Below are 20,489 nucleotides of genomic sequence, written 5' to 3' on the forward strand. Positions count from 1 at the left end.
CCATTCGTAAGAACCGATGACCCCTCCCCTCAGAAAACCTAAATCAGCCCCAGGCAGCCGAAGCGACTTTGTTTATGGTGGGCTTCGCCGCGCAATCATCGAGCAAGCCTTAATGCCGGGAGACAAGCTGACCGAGGATGTGATCGGCGATCGGTTCGGCGTCAGCCGGACTATCGTCAGGACTGTTCTTGCGCGCCTGTATGCCGAGGGCCTCGTCGATATGCAGCCGAACAAGGGCGCGACCATCGCGCAACCGAGCCTGTCGGAGGCACAGGACGTTTTCGAGACGCGAATGTGCCTGGAACGCCAAGTCATTGCCCGGCTTGCAGAAAAAGTCACCGAAGATGATATGGAGAGCCTCCAACGGCATGTTGAGTTGGAAACTAAAGCCAATATCCATGACGGCTCCGCCGCCATTCGGCTGGCAGGAGAATTTCACATTCTCCTAGCCTCCCTTTCGGGCAACAAGGTTCTCGCGCGGTATGTCGATGAGGTGGTTTCCCGCAGCTCGCTGATCCTCGCGCTCTATAGCCGGCCTCATTCCTCCGATTGCTCGATAAATGAGCACCAGCAGATCATCGATGCCCTGCGACAGGGGGATGGCCAAGCGGCTATTGACGCGATGGATCACCACCTCAAAGCGGTAGCGGACAGAGCTCTCCTATCCTCCACCTCTGACAAGCATCGCGATATCCGGTCCATTCTGGACCGCTACGCTTCCTGACGGCCTAGCTAAGCGTCCGCCACACAATCGTTTCACAATGAAACCTATCCCCTGAGCGCCGGCATCGGCCCTCCAGCGCCTATGTTTTGCTCAGAGAAGATGAAATTTCAATCAAAGGCGGAATTGACGCTCCTAGTTTTGTATGCAACTTTTTCTTTTATTGTATCCAATAAAAATCCATTCCAAAGGATTGTGGAGGTCACGATGAGAGCCAAACTTGCCGCCAGCCTGACTGTTGCCGCCAGTACCCTTGTCGGAATGCCGGCCGACGCCAAGACCCTGAGGTGGGCCTCGCCTACCGACATCACGACGCTAGACCCGTATGCGCATACGGAAAGCTTCACGACGAGCATGCTGCACCATGTCTTCGACCCGCTGGTGCGTCGCGGCCGGACTCTTGAGCTGGAGCCTGCGCTGGCGATGAGTTGGAAGACGGTGAAGCCCGATACCTGGCGTTTCGAGCTGCGCCGGAACGTGAAGTTCCATAACGGCAACCCCTTCACGGCAGACGACGTAGTCGCCTCAATCAGCCGCATTCTCGATCCCGGCGCCCGGGCCCGCGGCAACCTCGCAACGGTGGTCAAGGCAGAAAAGGTCGACGACTTCACGGTCGATATCGTCACCAACGGCCCTTACCCGCTTCTTCTCAACGATCTCGCCGGCATCTACATCCTCGACAAGGAATGGATGGAGGTTAACGGCGCCCTGAAGCCTGGCAATATCGCAACCGGCGTTACCACCGCGGCATCGACCAATGCCATCGGCACGGGGCCCTTCAAGGTTGAATCCTACAAGCCCGACGCCGGCACGACCTTCGTGGTCAATCCCGATTGGTGGGACAAGCCCCAGCACAACCTCACCCGCATCGAGTTCAAACCGGTGAAGTCGGACGCCACGCGCGTTGCCGCCCTGCTGTCGGGCGAGCTGGATCTGATCGCGCCCGCGCCTCTCCAGGATCTCCAGCGCATCTCGTCGTCCCAAGGCTTCAAGGTCATCGAGGAGCCGTCTCTACGCCTGATCATGCTTTCGCTCAACTTCCGTCCCGAGCTAAAAGCGATGCCCGGACAGAAGAACCCGCTGCTCGACGTCAAGGTGCGTCAGGCCATGTGGCATGCCATCGACCTCGACACGATCAAGAAACGCGTGATGCGCGACAAGTCGCGCAATACCGGCACGCTCGTCGCTCCGCCCGTGCCCGGCTACGCAAAGGACAACGATACGCCGCTCGCCTATGACCAGAGCAAGGCGAAAGAGCTCCTCGCGGAGGCCGGCTTTCCGAACGGCTTCAAGACCAAGCTGAACTGCCCGAACGATCGCTACATCAACGACGAGCAGACCTGCGTCGCGATTGCATCCATGTGGGCGAAGGTCGGCATCCAGGCAGAACTCCAGACCGAGTCCCGGGCGACATACTTCCCGCGTCAGGACCGCGGCGAGTTCGATGTGTCCATGGTCGGCTGGGCGACCCTGCCGCCGATGGATGGGTTCAGCGTGCTCTCATCCCTGCTCACGGAGCAGAAGGACGGATATGGCGGCTCCAATGCCGGCAAATACAGCAATCCCAAGATCGAGGAGCTGACACGCAAGGCCGCCGTCGAGCTCGATGAAGCCAGGCGCCGCGACATGCTCGCCGAGGCGCTCAAGGTCGCGCGCGATACAGTTGCCTACATTCCACTCCATCAGCAGCCCGTGGCCTGGGCTGTCCGAGACGGCGTCGAGGTCCCGCAGTTCCCGGACGAATACGTCCGCCTGTGGTTCGCCACCGTCAAGTAAACCTGCAGCAGGAGACGAGCGGCTCGTCCGATTGCGGCGAGCCGCCGGGGAAACGGTCATGTTCAAAGTCCTCCTCTCCCGGCTGGGCCAAGCCGCCCTTGTTATGCTCGTCGTGTCGGCCGTGTCCTTCGTGATGTTCCGATATGTCGGCGACCCCGTAGCGACCATGTCGCGCGAAAACGCCTCCGTAGAGGAGAAGGCGGAACTCCGGCGCTCCCTCGGTCTCGATCAGCCGCTGGTGGTCCAGTACGGCCGCTTCCTGACCCGCACCCTCAGCGGCGATCTCGGCATCAGCTACCGCAATCAGCGTCCCGTGACGGAGCTGATCGCAGAACGGCTTCCCGCAACGCTGGAACTCGTGATCGTTGCGACGATCCTGTCGCTCGCTCTCGGCATTCCACTCGGTGTGCTGTGTGCGCTTAAGCCGGATGGCGTCGCCGCGCGGCTGGTGCAAGCCCTCTCTCTCGTCGGCATCTCGACACCGACCTTCGTGACGGGCATCGTGCTTATTCTCGTCTTCGCCGTGTCTCTCGGCTGGCTGCCCTCCTTCGGACGCGGCCAAGTGGTCGATCTCGGCTGGTGGTCGACGGGCTTTCTGACAATCAGCGGTCTGAAATCGTTCATCCTGCCCGGCATTACGCTCGCTCTCTACCAGCTTACCCTCATCATGCGTCTGGTGAGAGCCGAGATGATCGATGTTCTGTCGAGCGATTACATCCGTTTCGCCAAGGCCCGAGGATTGCCGACCCGCTATATCCACTTCCGGCTCGCCTTGAGAAACGCGCTCATGCCGGTCATCACGGTCACGGGCCTCCAGATCGGCTCGCTCATCGCCTTCGCAATCGTGACCGAGACAGTCTTCCAATGGCCGGGCATGGGCCTTCTCTTCATCCAGGCCGTGAGCTTCGTCGATATTCCCGTCATGGCGGCCTATCTGCTCTTCGTCGGTCTGCTTTTCGTCCTCATCAACACCGTCGTCGACATTCTCTACGCCGTCGTTGATCCCCGTCTTCGCGCGAGGTCCGCATGAAAACGCTCGCTCCCACTCCTGGCCTGTTCATGCGACTGGGCGCCCCACCCTCGGCGATCGTCGCTGGAGCCCTGGCTTTGATCCTTGTGGCCTGCGCGCTGCTCGCTTCCTGGATCGCGCCTTACGACCCAACGGACCTCTCGTCGTTCGAGCTCATCAATGCCGAGCTGCCGCCTGCCTTCACGGCCGATGGCGATCCGAACTTTCTTCTCGGCACGGACAACCAAGGCCGCGATCTGCTCTCGGCCATGCTCTACGGTGCGCGCGTCTCCATCGCCATCGGCGGCGGTGCGGTCCTGCTCGCAGCCACCCTCGGCGTCTCTCTGGGCCTGCTTGCCGGCTATTTCGGCGGCAAGGTCGATGCCTTGATCATGCGGATCGCCGATGTGATCTTGAGCTTTCCTACGATCTTGCTTGCGCTCCTGGTGAGCGGCATCGCGCGGGCGCTCATTCCCGGCGCGGCGACGGCGGAATGGGCGCCGGTCATCCTGATCTGCGCCATCGCCATCCATGAATGGGTGCAGTACGCCCGAACCGTTCGCGCCGCCACCATGGTCGAGACGGCGAAGGATTATGTCCGGGCGGCCAAAGTTATCGGCCTGCCGCCTTGGCGTATCATGCTGCGGCATATCCTGCCGAATGTGATGAGCCCTGTCCTCGTCATTTCCACCATCAATCTGGCGGCGGCCGTGCTCACCGAGGCGACCTTGTCCTTCCTCGGGGTCGGGATGCCCCCCACCTATCCCTCGCTCGGCACGCTCATCCGAATCGGCAACGAGTTCGTCTTCTCGGGGATCTGGTGGATCGCCCTATTCCCGGCTCTTGCCCTTGTGATCCTTGTGCTAGCCGTCAACATCGTCGGCGACTGGCTCCGCGATCGCTTCAATCCCAAGCTGAGGGTGAAACGATGAACGCGCAATCCGCTCCCGCTCTCGCTATCGACGGCCTGCGGGTCGAATATCCCCTCGCCAATGGCAGCGTCTTCACCGCCGTCGAGAACGCGTCTCTCGTCATCCAACCAGGCGAGATCCATGCGCTGGTGGGGGAATCCGGCGCCGGGAAGACGACCATCGGCAACACGGTGATGGGGCTGCTCGAGAAGCCCGGACGCGTTGCCGCCGGCAGCATCCATATCGATGGCAAGAAGTTCGATGCTGTCAAGGGTTCGGCAACCGGCATCGTGCTCGGCCGCGATGTCGGAGCCATCTTTCAGGATCCGATGACGAGTCTGAATCCACTCTTCGCGGTAGAGAGCCAACTCACGGAGGCGATGCGCTTTCACCTCAAGCTTGACAAGGGAGATGCGCGGTCGCGCGCACTGGAACTCCTCGAATCCGTCGGAATCCCCGAGCCGAAGCGACGCCTCAAGGCGTATCCCCACCAATTGTCCGGCGGCCAGCGCCAGCGCGTCGTGATCGCGGCCGCCTTGTCATGCAATCCCAAGCTCGTAGTCGCGGATGAACCGACGACGGCGCTTGACGTCTCGGTGCAGGCGCAGATCCTCAAGCTCCTGCGTGACCTGGCCGACAGCCGCGGCATCGGCATCCTGCTCGTCACGCACAATATGGGCGTCGTCGCCCAGATTGCCGACCATGTCACCATCATGCATCGGGGCAAGGTGGTCGAGACCGGATCGACGCAAGAGGTTTTGCGCCATCCCAAGGCAGCCTATGCCAGGGCGCTGATCGGCGCCGTCCCACGCATCGACCAGCGCCTCGACCGCTTCCCAGTCCTCGGCGACGAGGGTAAGGGGCGCGCGGAGAGCGCCCGTGCGGAACTGCGCGCGAAGGCCGGGCGCTCTGAGGCCAATGCCGACGAGACCCCTATCCTCTCGATCGAGAACCTGTGCGTCGATTACACCACCAGTGGTTGGCTTCCGGGCTCGACAGGCCATCGCTTCCGCGCGGTTGACGATGTCTCCTTCTCCCTCCGAAGCGGCGAAGTGTTCGGGCTCGTCGGTGAATCCGGCTGCGGCAAGACTACGATCGCCAACGTCGTGTCAGGGCTGGTGCGTCCCAGTGCGGGCCGTGTGCTCTACCGGGGGCAGAGCATCGCTGGCGAAGGCGCGACCCGCCGGGTCGGGCCGCTGCGCCAAGCGATTCAAATGATCTTCCAGGATCCCTATTCCTCTCTCAACAGCCGGATGCGCATCGGTTCGATCCTATCGGAGCCGATCCTCTTCTACCGTCTCGCCACCTCCCGCGCCGAGGCAGAGACCGACGTCACGCGTCTGATCGAAGCCGTCGGCTTGGACGCGGATGCCTCCCAGCGTTTCCCGCATGCATTCTCGGGCGGTCAGAGGCAACGCCTGTCGATCGCGCGGGCGCTCGGGGCGCGACCCAAGCTGATCGTCTGCGATGAGCCGACCTCGTCCCTGGACGTGTCGGTGCAGGCTCAGATCCTGAACCTGCTGAAGGATTTGCGCGATGCCACTGGCCTGACCCTCCTGCTCATCAGCCACGACCTCGCCGTGGTGCGGCAGATGTGCGATCGCGTGGCCGTGATGAGACAGGGGCAGCTCCTGGAGCAGGCCGATTCCGAAACTCTCTTCGACAAGCCGCAGCATCCCTACACGCAGGAACTGCTGTCGCTTGTTCCGACCCTCGACCGCATTCGCGGCGAAACCCAAGCCGCCTGACCGACCGGAGTGTACCGCATGGCCGACATCATCATCACCAACGGCATCGTCGTGACGATGGACCCGCAACGCAGGGTCATCGAGAACGGTGCCGTCGCCATCGAAAAGGATCGGATCGTCGCAGTCGGGACGACCGAGGAGGTGCTGGAGGCCCATCAGGCGCCCACGATGATCGACGCCAGCCGTAAGATCGTCATGCCCGGCCTGATCGATGGGCATGCCCATGCGGGTCACGGCCTGATCAAAACCATGGGGGGAGGTGATAGCAACGCTTGGTACGAAGCCTGCCACCAAGCGTATACGGTGGCTTCGACACCCGAGTTCTGGCGCGCGGAATCGCGTCTCGCAGCGCTCGAGCGTCTACGCTTCGGCGTGACCACGGGAGTTTCCCTGCTGGGCGGTGGCGATACGATTCTTCGTACCGATGAGCCCATGTACGGTGATGCTCATTGTGAAGGCGTGCGGGAAGTCGGAACCCGTTCTGTCGTCGCCGTCGGGCCGACCCGCCCACCTCATCCCCGCACCTATGCGCGTTTCGTCGATGGAAAGGCCGTCGAGCGGTCCGTCACGTTCGAAGAGCAGTTCGAAACGTGTCTCTCCCTCATCAGAACCTGGCACGGCAAAGAAGGCGGCCGCCTGAATATCGCGCTCATCACGCCGACCCTTCGCGCTGAGCATGTCGAAGAGCTTGGGCAGGCGAACCTTGAGGAAGCCATCCGTCAGGCCCGCATGACCGCGGATCTCGCCCGCGAGGCCGGCCTCGTCTTCACCCAGGACGGACATACCAAAGGCAGCGTCGCCTATGCCAATGAGCTCGGCATCCTGGGGCCGAACGCTCTCTTGTCGCATTCCACTAATCTTACGGAGGATGAGATCCGGATCGTCGCCGACACCGGAACGAACATCGCTCACAACCCAAGCGCGATTGCCTCAATCCTCGGCCGCTGCCCGGTTCCCGAACTCTTGGAGGCCGGCGCCAATGTCTGCCTCGGTTCCGATGCGACTGCCCCGGACCGCTCCGGCGACATGTTCCGGCACATGCAACAATGCATGCACTACCACCGGACGTATTTCAAAGACCCCACCTGGCTGCCGCCAGGGCGCGTGCTGGAGATGTGCACCATTGATGCCGCCAAGGCGCTCGGGATGGAGAAGGATATCGGCTCCCTTGAAGTCGGCAAGAAGGCGGACGTGGTGCTGCTTGACCTGAGGCGGCCCCATCTCTACCCGCTCAACATGGCTGTCTTCCGGCTGATTTATTTCGCTAATGGCAATGATGTCGACACCGTCATCGTCGATGGCCGAATTGCCCTGCAAAATCGCGAGGCCGTCTTTGTCGATGAAGATGAGATCCTCGACGAGGCTCAGCGCGAGACCGAGGCCATGCTCGACCGCACCGGCTTCCGGTACATGCTCGAAACGCCGAAGATGTTCTGGCGCCACGTGAGGGCAACCGACCAGATCGAAGGTTGATGAGCCGGAGCGCGGCGGGCTCCTACCCAGTCCACTATTGTCACGATCATTGTGCCAACCGCTTCCACGCGGATGGAAGGACAAGGAATGCTGACTGTACACGAGCGGAAGACGAACGAGGTGCAGACGCCCCGCAGCAGCATGCGGTCCGGGTCTGCCCTCGCTGGCTTCGTCGTGGCCTGCATCATGGTGGCGGCGCTCAACCTTCGCCCTGCCCTCACATCCGCTGCGACCATGCTGGCCGAGATTCAGGCGAGCCTTGGACTCGGCGATGTGTGGATTGGCGTTTTGACCACCATGCCTGTGCTTTGCTTCGGCGCGTTTGGTCCGCTCGCACCGCTCCTCTCCGCCAGGCTTGGCCTCGAACGGACGATCGCGATCCTGCTCATATGCCTTGCGGCTGGGCTTGCCCTTCGCGCTGTACCGGCAAGTCTCGCCCTGTTCACGGGCACCCTCGTGGCAGGAGCAGCTATAGGCATGGCGGGCGTGCTCTTGCCGGTGGTAATCCGACGGCGTTTTCCCGAGCGGATCGGCTTGATGACAGGTCTTTACACGATGATCCTCAGCGTCGGCGGAGCCAGCGCTGCGGGACTGACGCCGCTTCTCGAAGGGGCGTGGCGCTCCTGGACCCTGGCCCTGGCGTGCTGGAGCCTTCTTGCATTGGCCGGCGGCATCATGTGGAGTGCCCTGGCCGCGGCCGAACCTTCCTCCGTTGGCACTGCGCCCCTACCGCGTTTCGCGCTTCTCCTGCGTGACCGCCTAGCCTGGTCGGTCACGGCCTTCATGGGACTGCAGGCAGGCCTGGCCTTCATTGTGCTCGGCTGGCTGCCGACGCTGCTGCGTGATCGAGGGCTCGATGTGCTGGACGCCGGCATCGTCACTTCCGTCTCGATCCTGTCGCAGACCGCCACTGCGCTGCTCGTGCCCTCGCTCGCCACGCGACGGGCGTCACCGCGCCTTCTGGTCCTGCTGGTTCTCCTGGCCACCGGAACGGGATTTCTCGGCCTGCTCTATGCGCCGCTCCAATCCCGCCTCCTGTGGGCGCTCATCCTTGGCCTCGGTCAGGGCGGTCTCTTCGGCCTCGCACTTCTTTTCATCTCGCTGCGCTCTCCGACAGCGGAGGTCACGGGGATGCTGTCGGGCATGTCGCAGAGCATAGGCTATCTCGGTGCGTCCCTGTGCCCCTTTGCAGTCAGTATGCTACGCAACGGTCGGGACCCATTTCTAGGCCCTGCCGTCATCGTTGTCGCGATCACGATGGGCTGCATCTGGTCCGGCCTGCGAGCGGCAGCACCCGCGTATGTGCTTCCGCATCTCAAGAAAGACTAGCGGCCTCGCTTCTATCAGCCCTGGGCGGGCGCAGCATAAGCCGATACGTCTCGGGCGAGGATGCGGCCAGCCCCCTTTGCACCGACGATGCGTCCGCCTTCGGCCACGATTTGACCGCGCAGCAGCGTTGTCACCGGCCAACCGGTGACCTCAAATCCTTCCCACGGCGTGTAGTCGGCCCCATGATGAAGGATCTCTTGGCGGATGATCTCACGGCGATTCGGATCCCACAGCACGATATCCGCGTCGAAGCCCACGCCAATGGAGCCCTTGCGCGGATAGAGGCCGTAGATCTTGGCGTGATTGGTGGCCGTCAGTTCCACGAAGCGGTTGAGGGAGATACGGCCCTTAGAAACACCTTCCGAGAACAGGATGGGCAGGCGGGTCTCGACGCCGGGAATGCCGTTCGGCACCCACCGGAAAGAGGATCTGCCATTCGGGTAGAGCTTGCCGTCTGGGCTGTCATAGCGGAACGGGCAATGATCCGACGAGAACGTCTGGAACACACCGCTGCGCAGCCCTTCCCAGATGGCCGCCTGGCTCTCTGTATCCCGTGGCGGAGGCGAGCAGACGTACTTTGCACCAGTCATGTCCATGTCCGGACCCTGCAAGTCCTCGGCGGTGAGCGTGATGTATTGCGGACAGGTCTCGGCGTAGACCTTGAGGCCACGGGACTGCGCCCAGCGAATCTGCTCCATGGCCTCGCGTCCGGACACATGCACGATCATGATCGGCACGTCGACAAGCTCCGCATGGCTGATCGCCCTATGGGTTGCTTCGCGCTCCACGATTTCGGGACGGGAGACTGCATGGTAGTAGGGTGCAGTCCGGCCCGCCCTTTCGAGGCGCTCGGTCATGTAGCGGATGGCATCATAGCCTTCGGCATGAACCATTACGAGGGCTCGCTCCCGTCGGGCAACCTCGAACACGTCAAGAAGTTCGTTGTCCTTGAGCACGAGATCATCGTAGGTCATGAAAACCTTGAACGACGTATAGCCATCCTTGAGCAGCGCGGGGAGTTCCTGCCCCAGAACCTCAGGCGTCGGATCGGAAATGATCAGGTGGAAGGCCGTGTCGACATAGCACTCGTTCTCGGCCTTCCGCCGATACTCTTCGACACAGGCGCGCAGGGACGTGCCCCGCTGCTGGAGCGCAAAGGGAAGCACCGTTGTGTTGCCGCCGGCTGCAGCGGAGGCCGTGGCAGAGGCGAAGTCGTCCGCCATGACGATTCCGGGCCCGGAAGGTTGAGCGATGTGAACATGGCTGTCGATGCCTCCTGGGAGCACGAGCAGTCCGGTGGCGTCGATTTCTCTCGGAGCGCGAAGACTCTCACCCAGCACGACGATGCGTTCGCCCCTGACGCCAACGTCGCAGCGAAACGTGTCGGAGGCCGTGACAACGGTGCCGCCGCGAATTGCAAGATCGAGCTCCATCTCCACCATCCTCAGGCAAGCGCTCGGTCGAGGCTCGCTATAAGCCGATCAACTTCCTCGGGGGTATTGTAGTGCACCATGGAAACGCGCACTACGCCATTGCGGTCTGCGAGGCCCAAATGTTCGATCAGCCGCCGGGAGTGGAAATCACCGAAGCGGATGCCGATCCGGTCGGCTTCGGTCGAACGCACGATTTCCGCCGAGTCGCGCCCGTCGACCTTGAAAGCGACGGTCGGCACGCGGTGCTGCGTGGCACTGTCGCGGCGCCCGACGATCCTCACGTCGTTGCGGTCCCTCAGATAGGTAAGAAGTTTTTCTCCCAAAAGCGTTTCATGCGACGCGATCTTGTCGAATGCACGATCGATCGCAGCGCGGTCCCCCGTCGACCCGCCAAGGGCGTCGATGTAATCGACGATGCCAGCCGATCCCCAGGCGAGCTCATAGTTGGTATTGCCGGGCTCTAGTTTCATCGGCACCTTCTCGCGACCGTAGAAATAGTGATAGAGCCCGTCGAGTTCGAGCAACTTCTCATACTTGCCGTACATCACCGCGAAGTGAGGACCGTAGGTCTTGTAGAAGCTGAAGATGTAGTAATCGACATCGAGATCTCTCACGTTCACGGCCCGATGAGGCGCATAGGCAACGGCATCGACGACGATTTCGGCGCCACGCTCGTGGACGCGGCGTGCGATCTCCTTGATTGGATTGATGGTGCCCAGAATATTTGAGGCATGGGTCACCGCCACGAGCCGGGTCCGCTCCGTCATGAGGCGATCAAGTTCATCCAGGTCGATCTCGAAGCTCTCGCGGTCGATGGACCATTCCTTGATGACGATGCCGCGCTTCTCCAGGGCGCGCCAGGGACCGATATTCGACTCGTGATCGAAATTCGTGACGACAATCTCGTCGCCGGGTTTGAGCCCGCCTTCCATGGCACGGCTGAGAAACTGGGCGAGGACGGTAGTCGAGGGGCCCAGCACAATCTCCTCCGCCCGCTCTGCCCCCAGTAGCCGCGCGATCTTGGCGCGGGCCTCCATCAGTCGGCTCGTCGCCCGTTGGGAATGCTCATAGCTGGCGCCGGTCTGCACGCTCGTGGTGAGGAGATATTCCGAAACGCGCTCAGCGACATTGCGCAGAACAAGGGAGCCTCCCGCGTTATCGAAATACGCGAACCCGTCCGCTAGGGCGGGAAATTGGGAGCGAACGAAGGCAAGATCGAGAGACATGAATGCACCTACTCTGCAGGAGATTGGAATGTGCCGACAACGAGCGGCTCTGGAAGCGGATGAACAATGCAGTCCACGGAGGAGCCGCTTTCCCACATGAACATGAGAAAATCACCGCCTGGGCCGATTGCCGCGATCGGAGCGTGCCAGAGGTTGCGGGTGTAGTTGACGCCCTCACCCCGGTGTCCGACGAATGCTTCGGCGCGGGCAAGATCAGGCAGCCCTTTTCGGTCCTCGGGCGCGACGACGATCAGGAAGGACTCGGCCGAGAGTGCTACGAACGCCTGAGACGACAGCGGGTGCCGCTCAAAGGTCACGAGTCTCGTCGGCAGAGGCCCACCCTCGGCTCGGTAGATCGAAAGCACGGGCTCGCCATCAGGACTTGCGTGGTCGAAGCGGGTGTCGGTGTCGAAACGCAGTGCCCGTCCATCATTGACCAAGCGGCTGCGATCTGGATCGAAGAACAGCACCTCGCCGAAGGGACTGAAGGCTGAGGGCGTCAGGCGTTTGGGAAGCAGGGTCTGCACGGATGTGTAAGCCTAATGAGACAAGACGGCCTGAAGAAAGCTTCTGAGACGTGGATCGCGTGGCGTGTTGAAGATCTCGTCGGGAGGCCCCTCCTCGACGATCCGCCCCCCATCCATGAACACCACCCTGTCGGCGACCTTGCGGGCAAATCCCATCTCGTGGGTCACGACGACCATGGTGACCCCGGTCTTGGCAAGCTGCTGCATCACGTCCAGGACCTCGCCCACCATTTCCGGATCAAGCGCCGAGGTCGGCTCGTCGAAGAGCAAAACCTTCGGCTCCATGGCGAGTGCCCTGGCGATTCCGACTCGCTGCTGCTGCCCGCCGGAGAGTTGCGCCGGGTATTTCGCCGCCTGATCCGCGAGCCCGACACGGGTCAGAAGACGCTGAGCGCGCTCCTCCGCTTCCGCCCAGGACAGGCCCCGCACGCGGACGGGGCCAAGCGCAACATTGCGGAGCACGGACATATGCGGAAAGAGGTTGAAGCTCTGGAACACCATGCCCACCTCGGTGAGCACGGTGCTCTTGCGGCCGTGGCCGACCTCCGCTCCGTCGACGATGATCTCACCGCCGTTGTGCTCCTCAAGCTGGTTTATGCAGCGGATCAGCGTTGACTTGCCCGAGCCGGACGGACCGATGACGACGACGATCTCGCCTTCTTTTACCTGGAGGTCGACGCCATGCAGCGCCTTGAAATGTCCGAACGACTTGACGACGTTCTTCATCTCGATGATTGGGCGCATCATCGTCCCCTCACAGCTAGTCGCTTTTCGAAAACCCCGACAAGGCGCACGAGCGGCATCAGTATCAGGATGTAGATGACGGCCGCACTAATGAGGGGTGTCGGGTTCGCCGCCAGCGCCTGCGCTTGGGTGGCCTGCTTGAGCAGATCGGGCATCGCCACCACGGATGCGAGAGCCGTGTCCTTCATCACGTTGATCGAGTTCGACGTGATCGGCGGGATCACGATCCGCAGTGCCTGTGGCAGCACCACGTCGCTCATGAGCCGCCAGGGGCTGAGGCCCAGAGCGCGGGCGGCCTCGAACTGGCCCTTCGGCACGGCCTCGATGCCGGCCCGGAAGATCTCAGCGGAATAGGCGGCAGACACGAGGCTCAACGCCGAGGCGGCGGCACCGAAGGAGGAAAGCCGCAGCCCGACGAAAGGCAGTGCATAGTAGATGACGACGAGCAGCACCAGGATCGGGATGGAGCGGAAGATGTCGATGTAGGCGACGGCGATCTGCCTCAGGGGTGAACTGGCATAGAGCCGGAGCAGCGCGAGAACCAAGCCGCCGATGAAGCCCAGGATGATGGCTGTCACTCCCAGGGTCAGCGTGGTGGTCAGGCCCGAGAGCAGAAGCGGAAGGGTTTGGACGAAAACCTTCCAGTTCAGGAAGGTGTCGAAGATGGACATGATGGACAGCGCCTCAACATTCGTGGCCATGCCGAGCGTCCGGCACCTGTGCCGGACGCTCGGGGAGAGTTGCTCGTCAGAGCTTGGGCATCTCCATGACCTTGATGGTCGTCGAGTTCGGCTCGGCCTTGGCGCCGAACCACTGCTCGTGGATCTTAGCCAAAGTTCCGTCCTGCTTCATCTTCGTGATCTCGGCGTTGACCTTTTCCGCCAGCGGGCTGTTCTTGGCGAACATCATCGAGTACTGCTCGCCGGTCGGGATGCGCTCCACCACCTGATAGATCGGCTTATCCTTGATGTAGTATTGTACGGCCGGGATGTCGCTGACATAGCCGTCGATGCGGCCTGCTGCAAGGTCGAGCATCGCAGGGGCCAAGCCCTCATAGCGGCGGATATCAGAGAATTTGTACTTCTGCTGGTTCTGAGTCGACCACATGTCACCGGTCGAACCGGTATCAACTGCGGCCACCTTGCTTGCCATCCCTTCCAGGTTTTTAATGCCTGAGTTGGCTCGCACCGCCAGCGATTGGTCGCTATCGTAATAAGGCTGGGCAAAGGATACCGACTCGAGACGCTTCTTCGTGATGGTGATCGAGGATACGGCGGCATCCACCTGACCTGATTGTACCGCAGCAAATAGCCCGTTGAACGGAATGTTCACGAAGGACACGTTCATGTTGAGGCGCTTGCCGACTTCTTTGGCGACGTCAACCTCGAAACCCACGATCTCGCCCTTCTCGTTCTGAAACTCCCATGGAACGTTGCCGACGTTCGCTCCAACCTTCATGTCGGCAGCATAGGCCATTGTTCCTGCTGACATGGCCAACACGGCGGTTAATGTTGCGGCGAATGTGCCGCGCCGGGTGAATTTCGCTGACATCTGGTCCTCCATCCTGCGCGCCGGGCTCATAGCCGGCGATCATATTCTGCTGCCATCTGCTAGCCAGCTCATTTGACACTTGTGCAAGCCGGTCAGATTGGTCAAACTGGTCTTACCAATCTGACCGGTTGATCCTGCAGCGATCCTGACGCATGGTCAAGGCCAATCATGGCCTTGAGGTGATCAAAAATGAGCCTCATAGGCACGGGCCGAGGCGATATGAGGATGAGGTGGGGCCAGCAGATGACGAGTGATCCAGTAAACCTGTCGGAATTGGAACTCGCCAACCGCACTCCCGTGCCACGCGGCATTGTCGAACATATCCAGCGCCTGATCCTGAAGGGCGGCCTTAAGGCTGGCCAGCGTCTTCCTTCCCAGCGAGAGCTGGCTGAGCAGCTCGGCGTAAGCCGGCCGTCGGTGCGAGAGGCGCTGACTGTGCTCGAAACGATGGGTCTTCTGACTGTGCGGGCAGGTAGTGGGGTATTCGTCGCAAAATCCAATGCACGCAGGCCGTTGTGGCGCTACTCCGACCGCTGCACGCCCGCCGATGTCTACGAGGCGCGCCTGGGATTGGAAGGTTACGCGGCGAGGCTCGCAGCCGCTCGCATTGACAAACCCGCCGAGGAACGCCTCAGACGGTGTACGAACTCCATGCATGAAGCTCTCAAGGCAGGCGACGTGATTAGCCTCGCCGTCAACGACACGGAGTTTCACGATCTGATCTTTGAACTCTCCGGCAACCCTGTTCTCGCCGCCATGTACCGGCCAGTGCGTGAATTGCTCGTCGAGAGTCAACGACTTCCCATGGCGCAGCTCGATCGCCTGAGTGAAACCGTGCGTGAGCATGAGGCCATTCTGGAGGGTATAGCCAGCCAAGATCCCGACACGGCCGAAGCGGCAATGCAAAGCCATATCCGCTCGGCCGCAGGCCGTTACGGCATCTCGCTCTGAAACATGCGCCGCTGAGGCCGGAGGTGACTCAACGGCAATCCAACAACCAAAATCAGGTTAAGCAGCGCCTTAAGTCCGGGAGCGTACCCCCCAAAGGTCCCCTTCAGGTCAACCTTTCACCTTCTGGCTAATCCAACGAAGGTCAGCTCCTAAGAGCCGAAGCGGATTAAGCTCTTTAGTCCTGGGTGTGCCAAAGCCGGACGTTGCAGGAGGATATTCAAACATCCGCTAGAATTGCTTCTCGACAACGGGGAAAGGACTCCTAGAGCTTGAACCGACGGAAGCCGCTCAGCCAACGCCCGGAAGCCCGTCACCGCGCCCAGCAATACCCGAATGCGCAACCGGAAATCGCGACCTTCTGCGAGACGGCGAAAGGGTTCTTGTCATCGAGCGTGATGCGGGCCAGTCGCGAGCGGTCGCGTGGACGGAACATGTTCTGGAACTCTGCAGGAAGCGCATCGGCAACCGTCAGGATGGCATCGATCCGTCCCTTCGCCGACAAGGCTCCACCCTTCACGTTCACGGCCATGCCCTCCGAGATGTCGAACAGATAATCGTCGGGCAGGTAGGCGAGAATATAAGATTTGCTGCCGTTGATCTGCATCAGCTCGTCGCCGAACTTCATGATCTGTCCTGGAATCGGCACCTTCGCGCCGACGATGCCCGGCACGCCGGCCCGCAGATAGCCGTCGTCATAGATGCCGTTGAGCTTGCCGATGGCTTCGCTGAAGATTGCGCGCGACTGCCGGAGAAGCTTCAGCTCGTTCTCGGTGGACAGCTTCTCGCTCTGCATCTGCGCCACCCGTTCGGCGGCCTGCAGGCTGTTGCGCAGGGCATCGTCCTTGGAGAGCGACGACACGATGCCCTTGCCCATCACGGTGTCGAACTGGCTTGCCGTCACCATGGTTTCGCGCGCCGTGCGCTGTGCCAAGGGGGAAACCGCCTCGAAGGCCGTCAGCTTGCCGCCAAGCTGACCCTCACGAATGGAAAGCTCACTGTCCCGCAGGGCGAAGTTGGCAAGCTCCTGTACCATCTCAAAAGATTCCAGGCGCAGCAGCGGCGTCCCAGCCTCTACCCGGTCTCCTTCGTTCACATAGACGTCCACCACCTTGCCTGGATAGCTTGCGCCGACAGAGTAGCGGTCGTTGAGCACCGTGCCGTCGATGGCCAGCACAACCATGCCGCCGACCAAGTAATAGGCGAGGGAGCCCAGGAAGAGAACGACCAGCGCGAGATATGCCCGAAAAAGTTGTCCTCCTAATGGACCAGTTTGCTGGGTCAGGACCAGTTGCGCAGGCGTGTGCCCTGTTCCTGGTAGCGGCCCGTCTCGCGCACGGCGGCAAGCTCCCGTACCGGCTTGCCGCCCGCGATGTCCTCCGGAGGATGGAAGATCGAGAAGTGCTCCCCGAGAACCTCCTCCTCGCGAAAGCCGCTGATATGCTCCGCGCCCGCATTCCAGCCCGTGATCCGTCCGTCCGGGTCCAGCACCACGAGGGCGACCTCGGTGACGGCGTCAAGCAGGAGTTCAGCCATCCTCGGATGTGCATGGAGGCCCCTTCGTCCTCCGGCTCCGCAACTCAAGCATTCCTCCAATGGTTCATGGGGACATCCTCGTCGACCTGCACCGACCAGGCGCTCCGGTCATATTGCGGTGCTGGGATCGAGGTCACTGGCGTTGACGGACATTCGGCTCCTTGGACCGTCGAGCTTGCGACGGCCCGCCTTCCTGCGGGTACGGGCGTGGCTTGTGTTGCCCGGGGATATAGGTCTGCTGGCGGATATTTTTAAGACGTGCGGGCCTGCCGGGTTGCAGCCGGATGCATCGACGTCACCGCATGCCATGTCGAAATCCGATCCGGCTTGCTTGAGGATCCTTGCAGTCCTCTCAGGACTTTACCCGCGGGCGGGTGAACACGTTCCAGTACGCCAGTGCGAAGCCGACGAAGGCTGCGGCCCATGCGGCACCCGCCACGTGCAGCAGCATGCTGCTCCAGGCGGGATGGATTGCCGCGCAGATCCGGGCAAGGGCGGCCGCGACGATCAACCCGTAGAGAAGCTGGACGGGGGCCGTGGCGACGAGCGCCCTTCCCGTATGGCCAAGGCTCGCCCGGGACATCACCGCCAGCGTCGTCACACCCATGGCGCCGCCCGTCCAGGCGTGGATACCCGCGCCGCTGGAGATCAGGCCCAGGGATGCCAGGCCGCTCAGCACGAAGCCGAGCGGCACGAATCCATAGGCCACGTGCAGGATCAGGACGAGACGGTCCCTCCAGGTACGCTCGCCTGCCCAGCGGCCAAGCCGCATCGCCTGGAGCAGCCCGGCGATGATCAGGGCTGCGCCGGTGACGGGCAGGTCCGGTACGGCGACCCATGCCAGGAGCGCGCAGCCGGCCGCGGCCATGGAGACCACGTCGAAGCGACCGAACGATGCCGGCAGGCGGCCTGGGTTCTCCCGTGCGAGCCAGTTGCGGGTGAAGCTCGGGATGATGCGGCCGCCGATCAGCATGATCAGCATCATGGTGGCGGCGATCCCGAAGCGGATGCCGTAGTCGGCGGCACCGAGGACATTGGCCTCGATGTGGAAGACGATGTTGCCGATCGTGAGAACCCCCAGCGCGATCAGCACCTTGAGGTTGCGCCAGTTCCTTCCCCTGACGATCTCGCGGGCCATGGCGGCGGCAACGAGGAGCAGGAACGCGTTGTCGACGAGCGCCGCGGACTGCCAGCCGATCCAGGCCGAGGTGGTGACGGCCATGCGGCCGGCGACCCATGCCAGGACCAGGACAAGCAGAGGCACCCCCTGGAGCGGCATGCGCCCGGTCCAGTTCGGGACCGCCGTCAGCAGGAAGCCGGTGATCACGGCCGGGAGATAGCCGTACAGCATCTCGTGAATGTGCCAGTCGCGCGGTGCGAAGGCAGTCGCCAGTTCCAGTTCGCCGTGGAACATCGGCAGCCATGCCAGGATCGCGAGCCCGGCATAGAGGGAGCCGAAGAGGAAGAACGGCCGGAAACCGTAGGACAGGAGCGCGGGTCCCTCGTAATCGCGCAGGCGTGGGATCGGAGCCATCATCGGCCTCCTTCGACTGGAATGAAAACGTCCTGCGCCATCACCGGGTGACCCGATGCGACGTCGGTCGCAGTGAATGCAATTGGCTGCCTGTCGTCGGCAGGAGCCGTGACGAGCACGCGCCATTCGCGGGTCGTGTCAGGGGCGACCCTCACCGGGCCGTCCTCGCCGACGGTCTCGACGGTTGCGGCATGCAACCCGGAGACCTCCAGCCGGAATGAGCGTTCGACGCCAGCCTTGTTGTAGACCCGGACCGCGTAGCCGTTCCGGGTCCGTCCGTTGGAGAGCTTTACGGCAACCGGGTTGCGGTCGTGGATGACGGTGACCTTGGCGTCGCCCCTCGTCGAGAGGCCGACGCCCATGATGCCGATGAGCGCAATGACGGACAGACCGAGGCCGACGGTCTTCGGCCTGATCACCCGGCTGCGGACGAACTCCTTCCGGCGCTCCCGCTCGATGTTGGACCAAGCCACGTAGTCGATCAGGCCGCGAGGTCGGCCGAGCCTGGCCATCGTCGTGTCGCAGGCATCCACACACAGGCCGCAGTTGATGCAGGCGAAGTTCGGGCCCTCGCGGATGTCGATTCCGATCGGGCAGACGGTCACGCACTGCATGCAGTCGACGCAGTCCCCGGCGGGTTCGCCCTTCGCCCTCAGCTCGGCCGCCTTCTTGGCGGATACGCGCGGCTCGCCCCGGTGGTCGCGGTAGTTGACGGTCAGCGCCTCGGGATCCCAGATCGCGCCCTGGAGACGCGGCCACGGGCACATCCACGTGCAGACCTGTTCACGGGCAAAGCCGGCCAGGGTGTAGGTGGCGCAGGTCAGGATGCCGACCCACGCATAGGCGAGCACGGAGGCGCGGCCGGTCGCGAGATCGGCCAGAAGCGTCGGTGCGTCGGTGAAGTAGAGGACGAAGGCTCCCCCGGTGAGCATGGCGATGAGAAGCCAGGTCGCGTGCTTGAGCCCGATCTCGAGGATGCGCCTCGGCGTGAGCGGCGCCCCTTGCTTTCTCAGGCGCTCCCTGCGGTCGCCCTCGATCCAGCGCTCGACGAGAAGGAACAAGTCGGTCCAGACGGTCTGCGGACAGAAGTAGCCGCACCAGACGCGGCCCGCGACGGCGTTGAGCCAGACGAGGACCAGGGTCGCCAAGACCAGCACGCCCGTGAGGTAGTACACCTCCTGGGGCCAGATCTCGATGAAGAAGAAATGAAGGCGTCCACGCTCGAGGTCGAGGAGCACGGCCTGGTTGGGCTGGCCGGGACCGCGGGACCATCGGATGAACGGCAGGACGTAATAGACGGCCAGGCAGACGATCAGCGCGATCCACTTCAGGCGGCGGTAGCGGCCGGAAACGGACTGGGGAACGACCCGCTCCGTGATGACACCGCGCTTCGGCTTGCGAAGGTGGGCCCGTTCGGGCTTGAAGCTGATGTCGAGGGTGGCCATTGGGCGCTGCAAGGATGTTGGCGCCGCCGCGGCGTGATCGCCGCGGCGGCGCAAGGGCCTCAAGGCACGCCGTTACTTGGCGGCAGTCGTCGTCGAGGCGAGCTTGTCGAACAGGTTGGCGAAGGCCTGCTTGGCCTTGCCGGGGTGCGTGGCGGCCTTGGCCTGATCCACGTTGGCCGCATCCCCGACTACGATCATTCCGACCATGCCCATGCCGTAGTGCGGCTTGCACTTGTAGCCGTACACGCCCGGCTTGTCGAAGGTGACGGCCAGTTCCTCGTTGACCTTGCCGACGAACTTCTGCCCGCCTTCCGGCACCATGGCATCGACGGTCTCGACGTTGTGGCCCTTGTCGGCGGCCACGAACTTCACCGTGTCGCCGGGATTGATCTTCACGAACGCGGGCTCGAACACCATGACGCCTTCGGTGCCCTTGTTGAGCATCTTCACCTCGACCTCGGCGGCGCCGGCCGCACTTGCGAATCCGAGGGCCGCCACGAGAGCGCCGAGCACGACAACCTTTTTCATGGTCCTTCTCCTTGGTTGAGACCTGCGAGCCTCACCGGCTCTTGAGGAAA

Annotated in this window: 19 protein-coding genes; 8 read left to right on the forward strand and 11 right to left on the reverse strand. The window is 62.5% G+C overall.

The annotated features are described in order from the left end of the window. Window positions 1–16 precede the first annotated feature (16 nt). From JKL45_RS17855 to JKL45_RS17885, 7 genes are all read left to right on the forward strand, one after another. The gene (locus tag JKL45_RS17855; protein ID WP_201862937.1) at window positions 17–724 is read left to right on the forward strand and encodes a GntR family transcriptional regulator; all 708 of its coding nucleotides are present in this window, start codon (window positions 17–19) and stop codon (window positions 722–724) included. A 204-nt stretch (window positions 725–928) separates the two neighbouring features. Next, complete coding sequence (locus JKL45_RS17860) at window positions 929–2,497, forward strand: ABC transporter substrate-binding protein (RefSeq protein ID WP_201862938.1); 1,569 nt, start codon at window positions 929–931, stop codon at window positions 2,495–2,497. A gap of 58 nt (window positions 2,498–2,555) precedes the next feature. After that, a complete protein-coding gene (locus JKL45_RS17865) occupies window positions 2,556–3,527 on the forward strand; it encodes an ABC transporter permease (protein WP_201862939.1) in 972 nt (323 codons plus the stop codon). Further along, window positions 3,524–4,438 carry an ABC transporter permease gene (locus JKL45_RS17870; protein WP_201862940.1) on the forward strand — a complete coding sequence of 305 codons (915 nt, stop codon included), beginning with the start codon at window positions 3,524–3,526 and terminating at the stop codon, window positions 4,436–4,438. Before JKL45_RS17865 ends, JKL45_RS17870 begins: the two co-directional genes overlap by 4 nt. After that, window positions 4,435–6,165, forward strand: coding sequence for a dipeptide ABC transporter ATP-binding protein (locus tag JKL45_RS17875; RefSeq protein ID WP_201862941.1), 1,731 nt, complete (start codon window positions 4,435–4,437; stop codon window positions 6,163–6,165). The genes JKL45_RS17870 and JKL45_RS17875 overlap by 4 nt, the downstream gene beginning before the upstream one ends. 18 nt (window positions 6,166–6,183) lie before the next feature. Next, window positions 6,184–7,638 carry an amidohydrolase family protein gene (locus JKL45_RS17880; RefSeq protein ID WP_201862942.1) on the forward strand — a complete coding sequence of 485 codons (1,455 nt, stop codon included), beginning with the start codon at window positions 6,184–6,186 and terminating at the stop codon, window positions 7,636–7,638. Window positions 7,639–7,725: 87 nt separating this feature from the next. Then, window positions 7,726–8,967 carry an MFS transporter gene (locus JKL45_RS17885; protein WP_201862943.1) on the forward strand — a complete coding sequence of 414 codons (1,242 nt, stop codon included), beginning with the start codon at window positions 7,726–7,728 and terminating at the stop codon, window positions 8,965–8,967. Between the two features lie 14 nt (window positions 8,968–8,981). Here JKL45_RS17885 and hydA read toward each other — a convergent pair whose 3' ends face one another. The 6 genes from hydA to JKL45_RS17915 form a co-directional block, all read right to left on the reverse strand. After that, complete coding sequence (hydA, locus tag JKL45_RS17890) at window positions 8,982–10,400, reverse strand: dihydropyrimidinase (RefSeq protein ID WP_201862944.1); 1,419 nt, start codon at window positions 10,398–10,400, stop codon at window positions 8,982–8,984. A gap of 11 nt (window positions 10,401–10,411) precedes the next feature. Then, window positions 10,412–11,626, reverse strand: coding sequence for a cysteine desulfurase-like protein (locus tag JKL45_RS17895; protein ID WP_201862945.1), 1,215 nt, complete (start codon window positions 11,624–11,626; stop codon window positions 10,412–10,414). 8 nt (window positions 11,627–11,634) lie between these two features. Further along, a complete protein-coding gene (locus tag JKL45_RS17900) occupies window positions 11,635–12,153 on the reverse strand; it encodes an ureidoglycolate lyase (RefSeq protein WP_201862946.1) in 519 nt (172 codons plus the stop codon). A 12-nt stretch (window positions 12,154–12,165) separates the two neighbouring features. After that, window positions 12,166–12,897 (reverse strand): amino acid ABC transporter ATP-binding protein, encoded by a 732-nt coding sequence (locus JKL45_RS17905; RefSeq protein WP_210345822.1) that lies wholly within the window; start codon window positions 12,895–12,897, stop codon window positions 12,166–12,168. Then, window positions 12,897–13,568: an amino acid ABC transporter permease gene (locus JKL45_RS17910; RefSeq protein WP_190848763.1), complete on the reverse strand. Its 672-nt coding sequence runs from the start codon at window positions 13,566–13,568 to the stop codon at window positions 12,897–12,899. The genes JKL45_RS17905 and JKL45_RS17910 overlap by 1 nt, the downstream gene beginning before the upstream one ends. 76 nt (window positions 13,569–13,644) lie before the next feature. After that, on the reverse strand, window positions 13,645–14,448 hold the full coding sequence (locus tag JKL45_RS17915; protein WP_201862947.1) for a transporter substrate-binding domain-containing protein: 804 nt from the start codon (window positions 14,446–14,448) through the stop codon (window positions 13,645–13,647). A 243-nt stretch (window positions 14,449–14,691) separates the two neighbouring features. Here JKL45_RS17915 and JKL45_RS17920 point away from each other — a divergent pair, with 243 nt between their 5' ends. Then, a complete protein-coding gene (locus JKL45_RS17920; RefSeq protein WP_201862948.1) occupies window positions 14,692–15,399 on the forward strand; it encodes a FadR/GntR family transcriptional regulator in 708 nt (235 codons plus the stop codon). A 310-nt stretch (window positions 15,400–15,709) separates the two neighbouring features. Here JKL45_RS17920 and JKL45_RS17925 read toward each other — a convergent pair whose 3' ends face one another. The 5 genes from JKL45_RS17925 to JKL45_RS17945 all read right to left on the reverse strand — a co-directional run bounded on the left by JKL45_RS17925 (window position 15,710) and on the right by JKL45_RS17945 (window position 20,439). After that, window positions 15,710–16,579 (reverse strand): HlyD family secretion protein, encoded by an 870-nt coding sequence (locus JKL45_RS17925; protein ID WP_201862949.1) that lies wholly within the window; start codon window positions 16,577–16,579, stop codon window positions 15,710–15,712. 98 nt (window positions 16,580–16,677) lie between these two features. Next, window positions 16,678–16,932: a PAS domain S-box protein gene (locus JKL45_RS17930; RefSeq protein WP_201862950.1), complete on the reverse strand. Its 255-nt coding sequence runs from the start codon at window positions 16,930–16,932 to the stop codon at window positions 16,678–16,680. Window positions 16,933–17,284: 352 nt separating this feature from the next. Then, a complete protein-coding gene (locus JKL45_RS17935) occupies window positions 17,285–18,466 on the reverse strand; it encodes an NnrS family protein (protein WP_201862995.1) in 1,182 nt (393 codons plus the stop codon). Further along, on the reverse strand, window positions 18,466–19,911 hold the full coding sequence (ccoG, locus tag JKL45_RS17940; RefSeq protein ID WP_201862951.1) for a cytochrome c oxidase accessory protein CcoG: 1,446 nt from the start codon (window positions 19,909–19,911) through the stop codon (window positions 18,466–18,468). Before ccoG ends, JKL45_RS17935 begins: the two co-directional genes overlap by 1 nt. Before the next feature lie 72 nt (window positions 19,912–19,983). Further along, window positions 19,984–20,439, reverse strand: a complete 456-nt coding sequence (locus JKL45_RS17945; RefSeq protein ID WP_201862952.1) for a pseudoazurin — start codon at window positions 20,437–20,439, stop codon at window positions 19,984–19,986. Between the last annotated feature and the right edge of the window lie 50 nt (window positions 20,440–20,489).

It is taken from the genome of Microvirga soli (assembly GCF_016734765.1).
GTDB classification, from domain to species: Bacteria; Pseudomonadota; Alphaproteobacteria; order Rhizobiales; family Beijerinckiaceae; genus Microvirga; species Microvirga soli.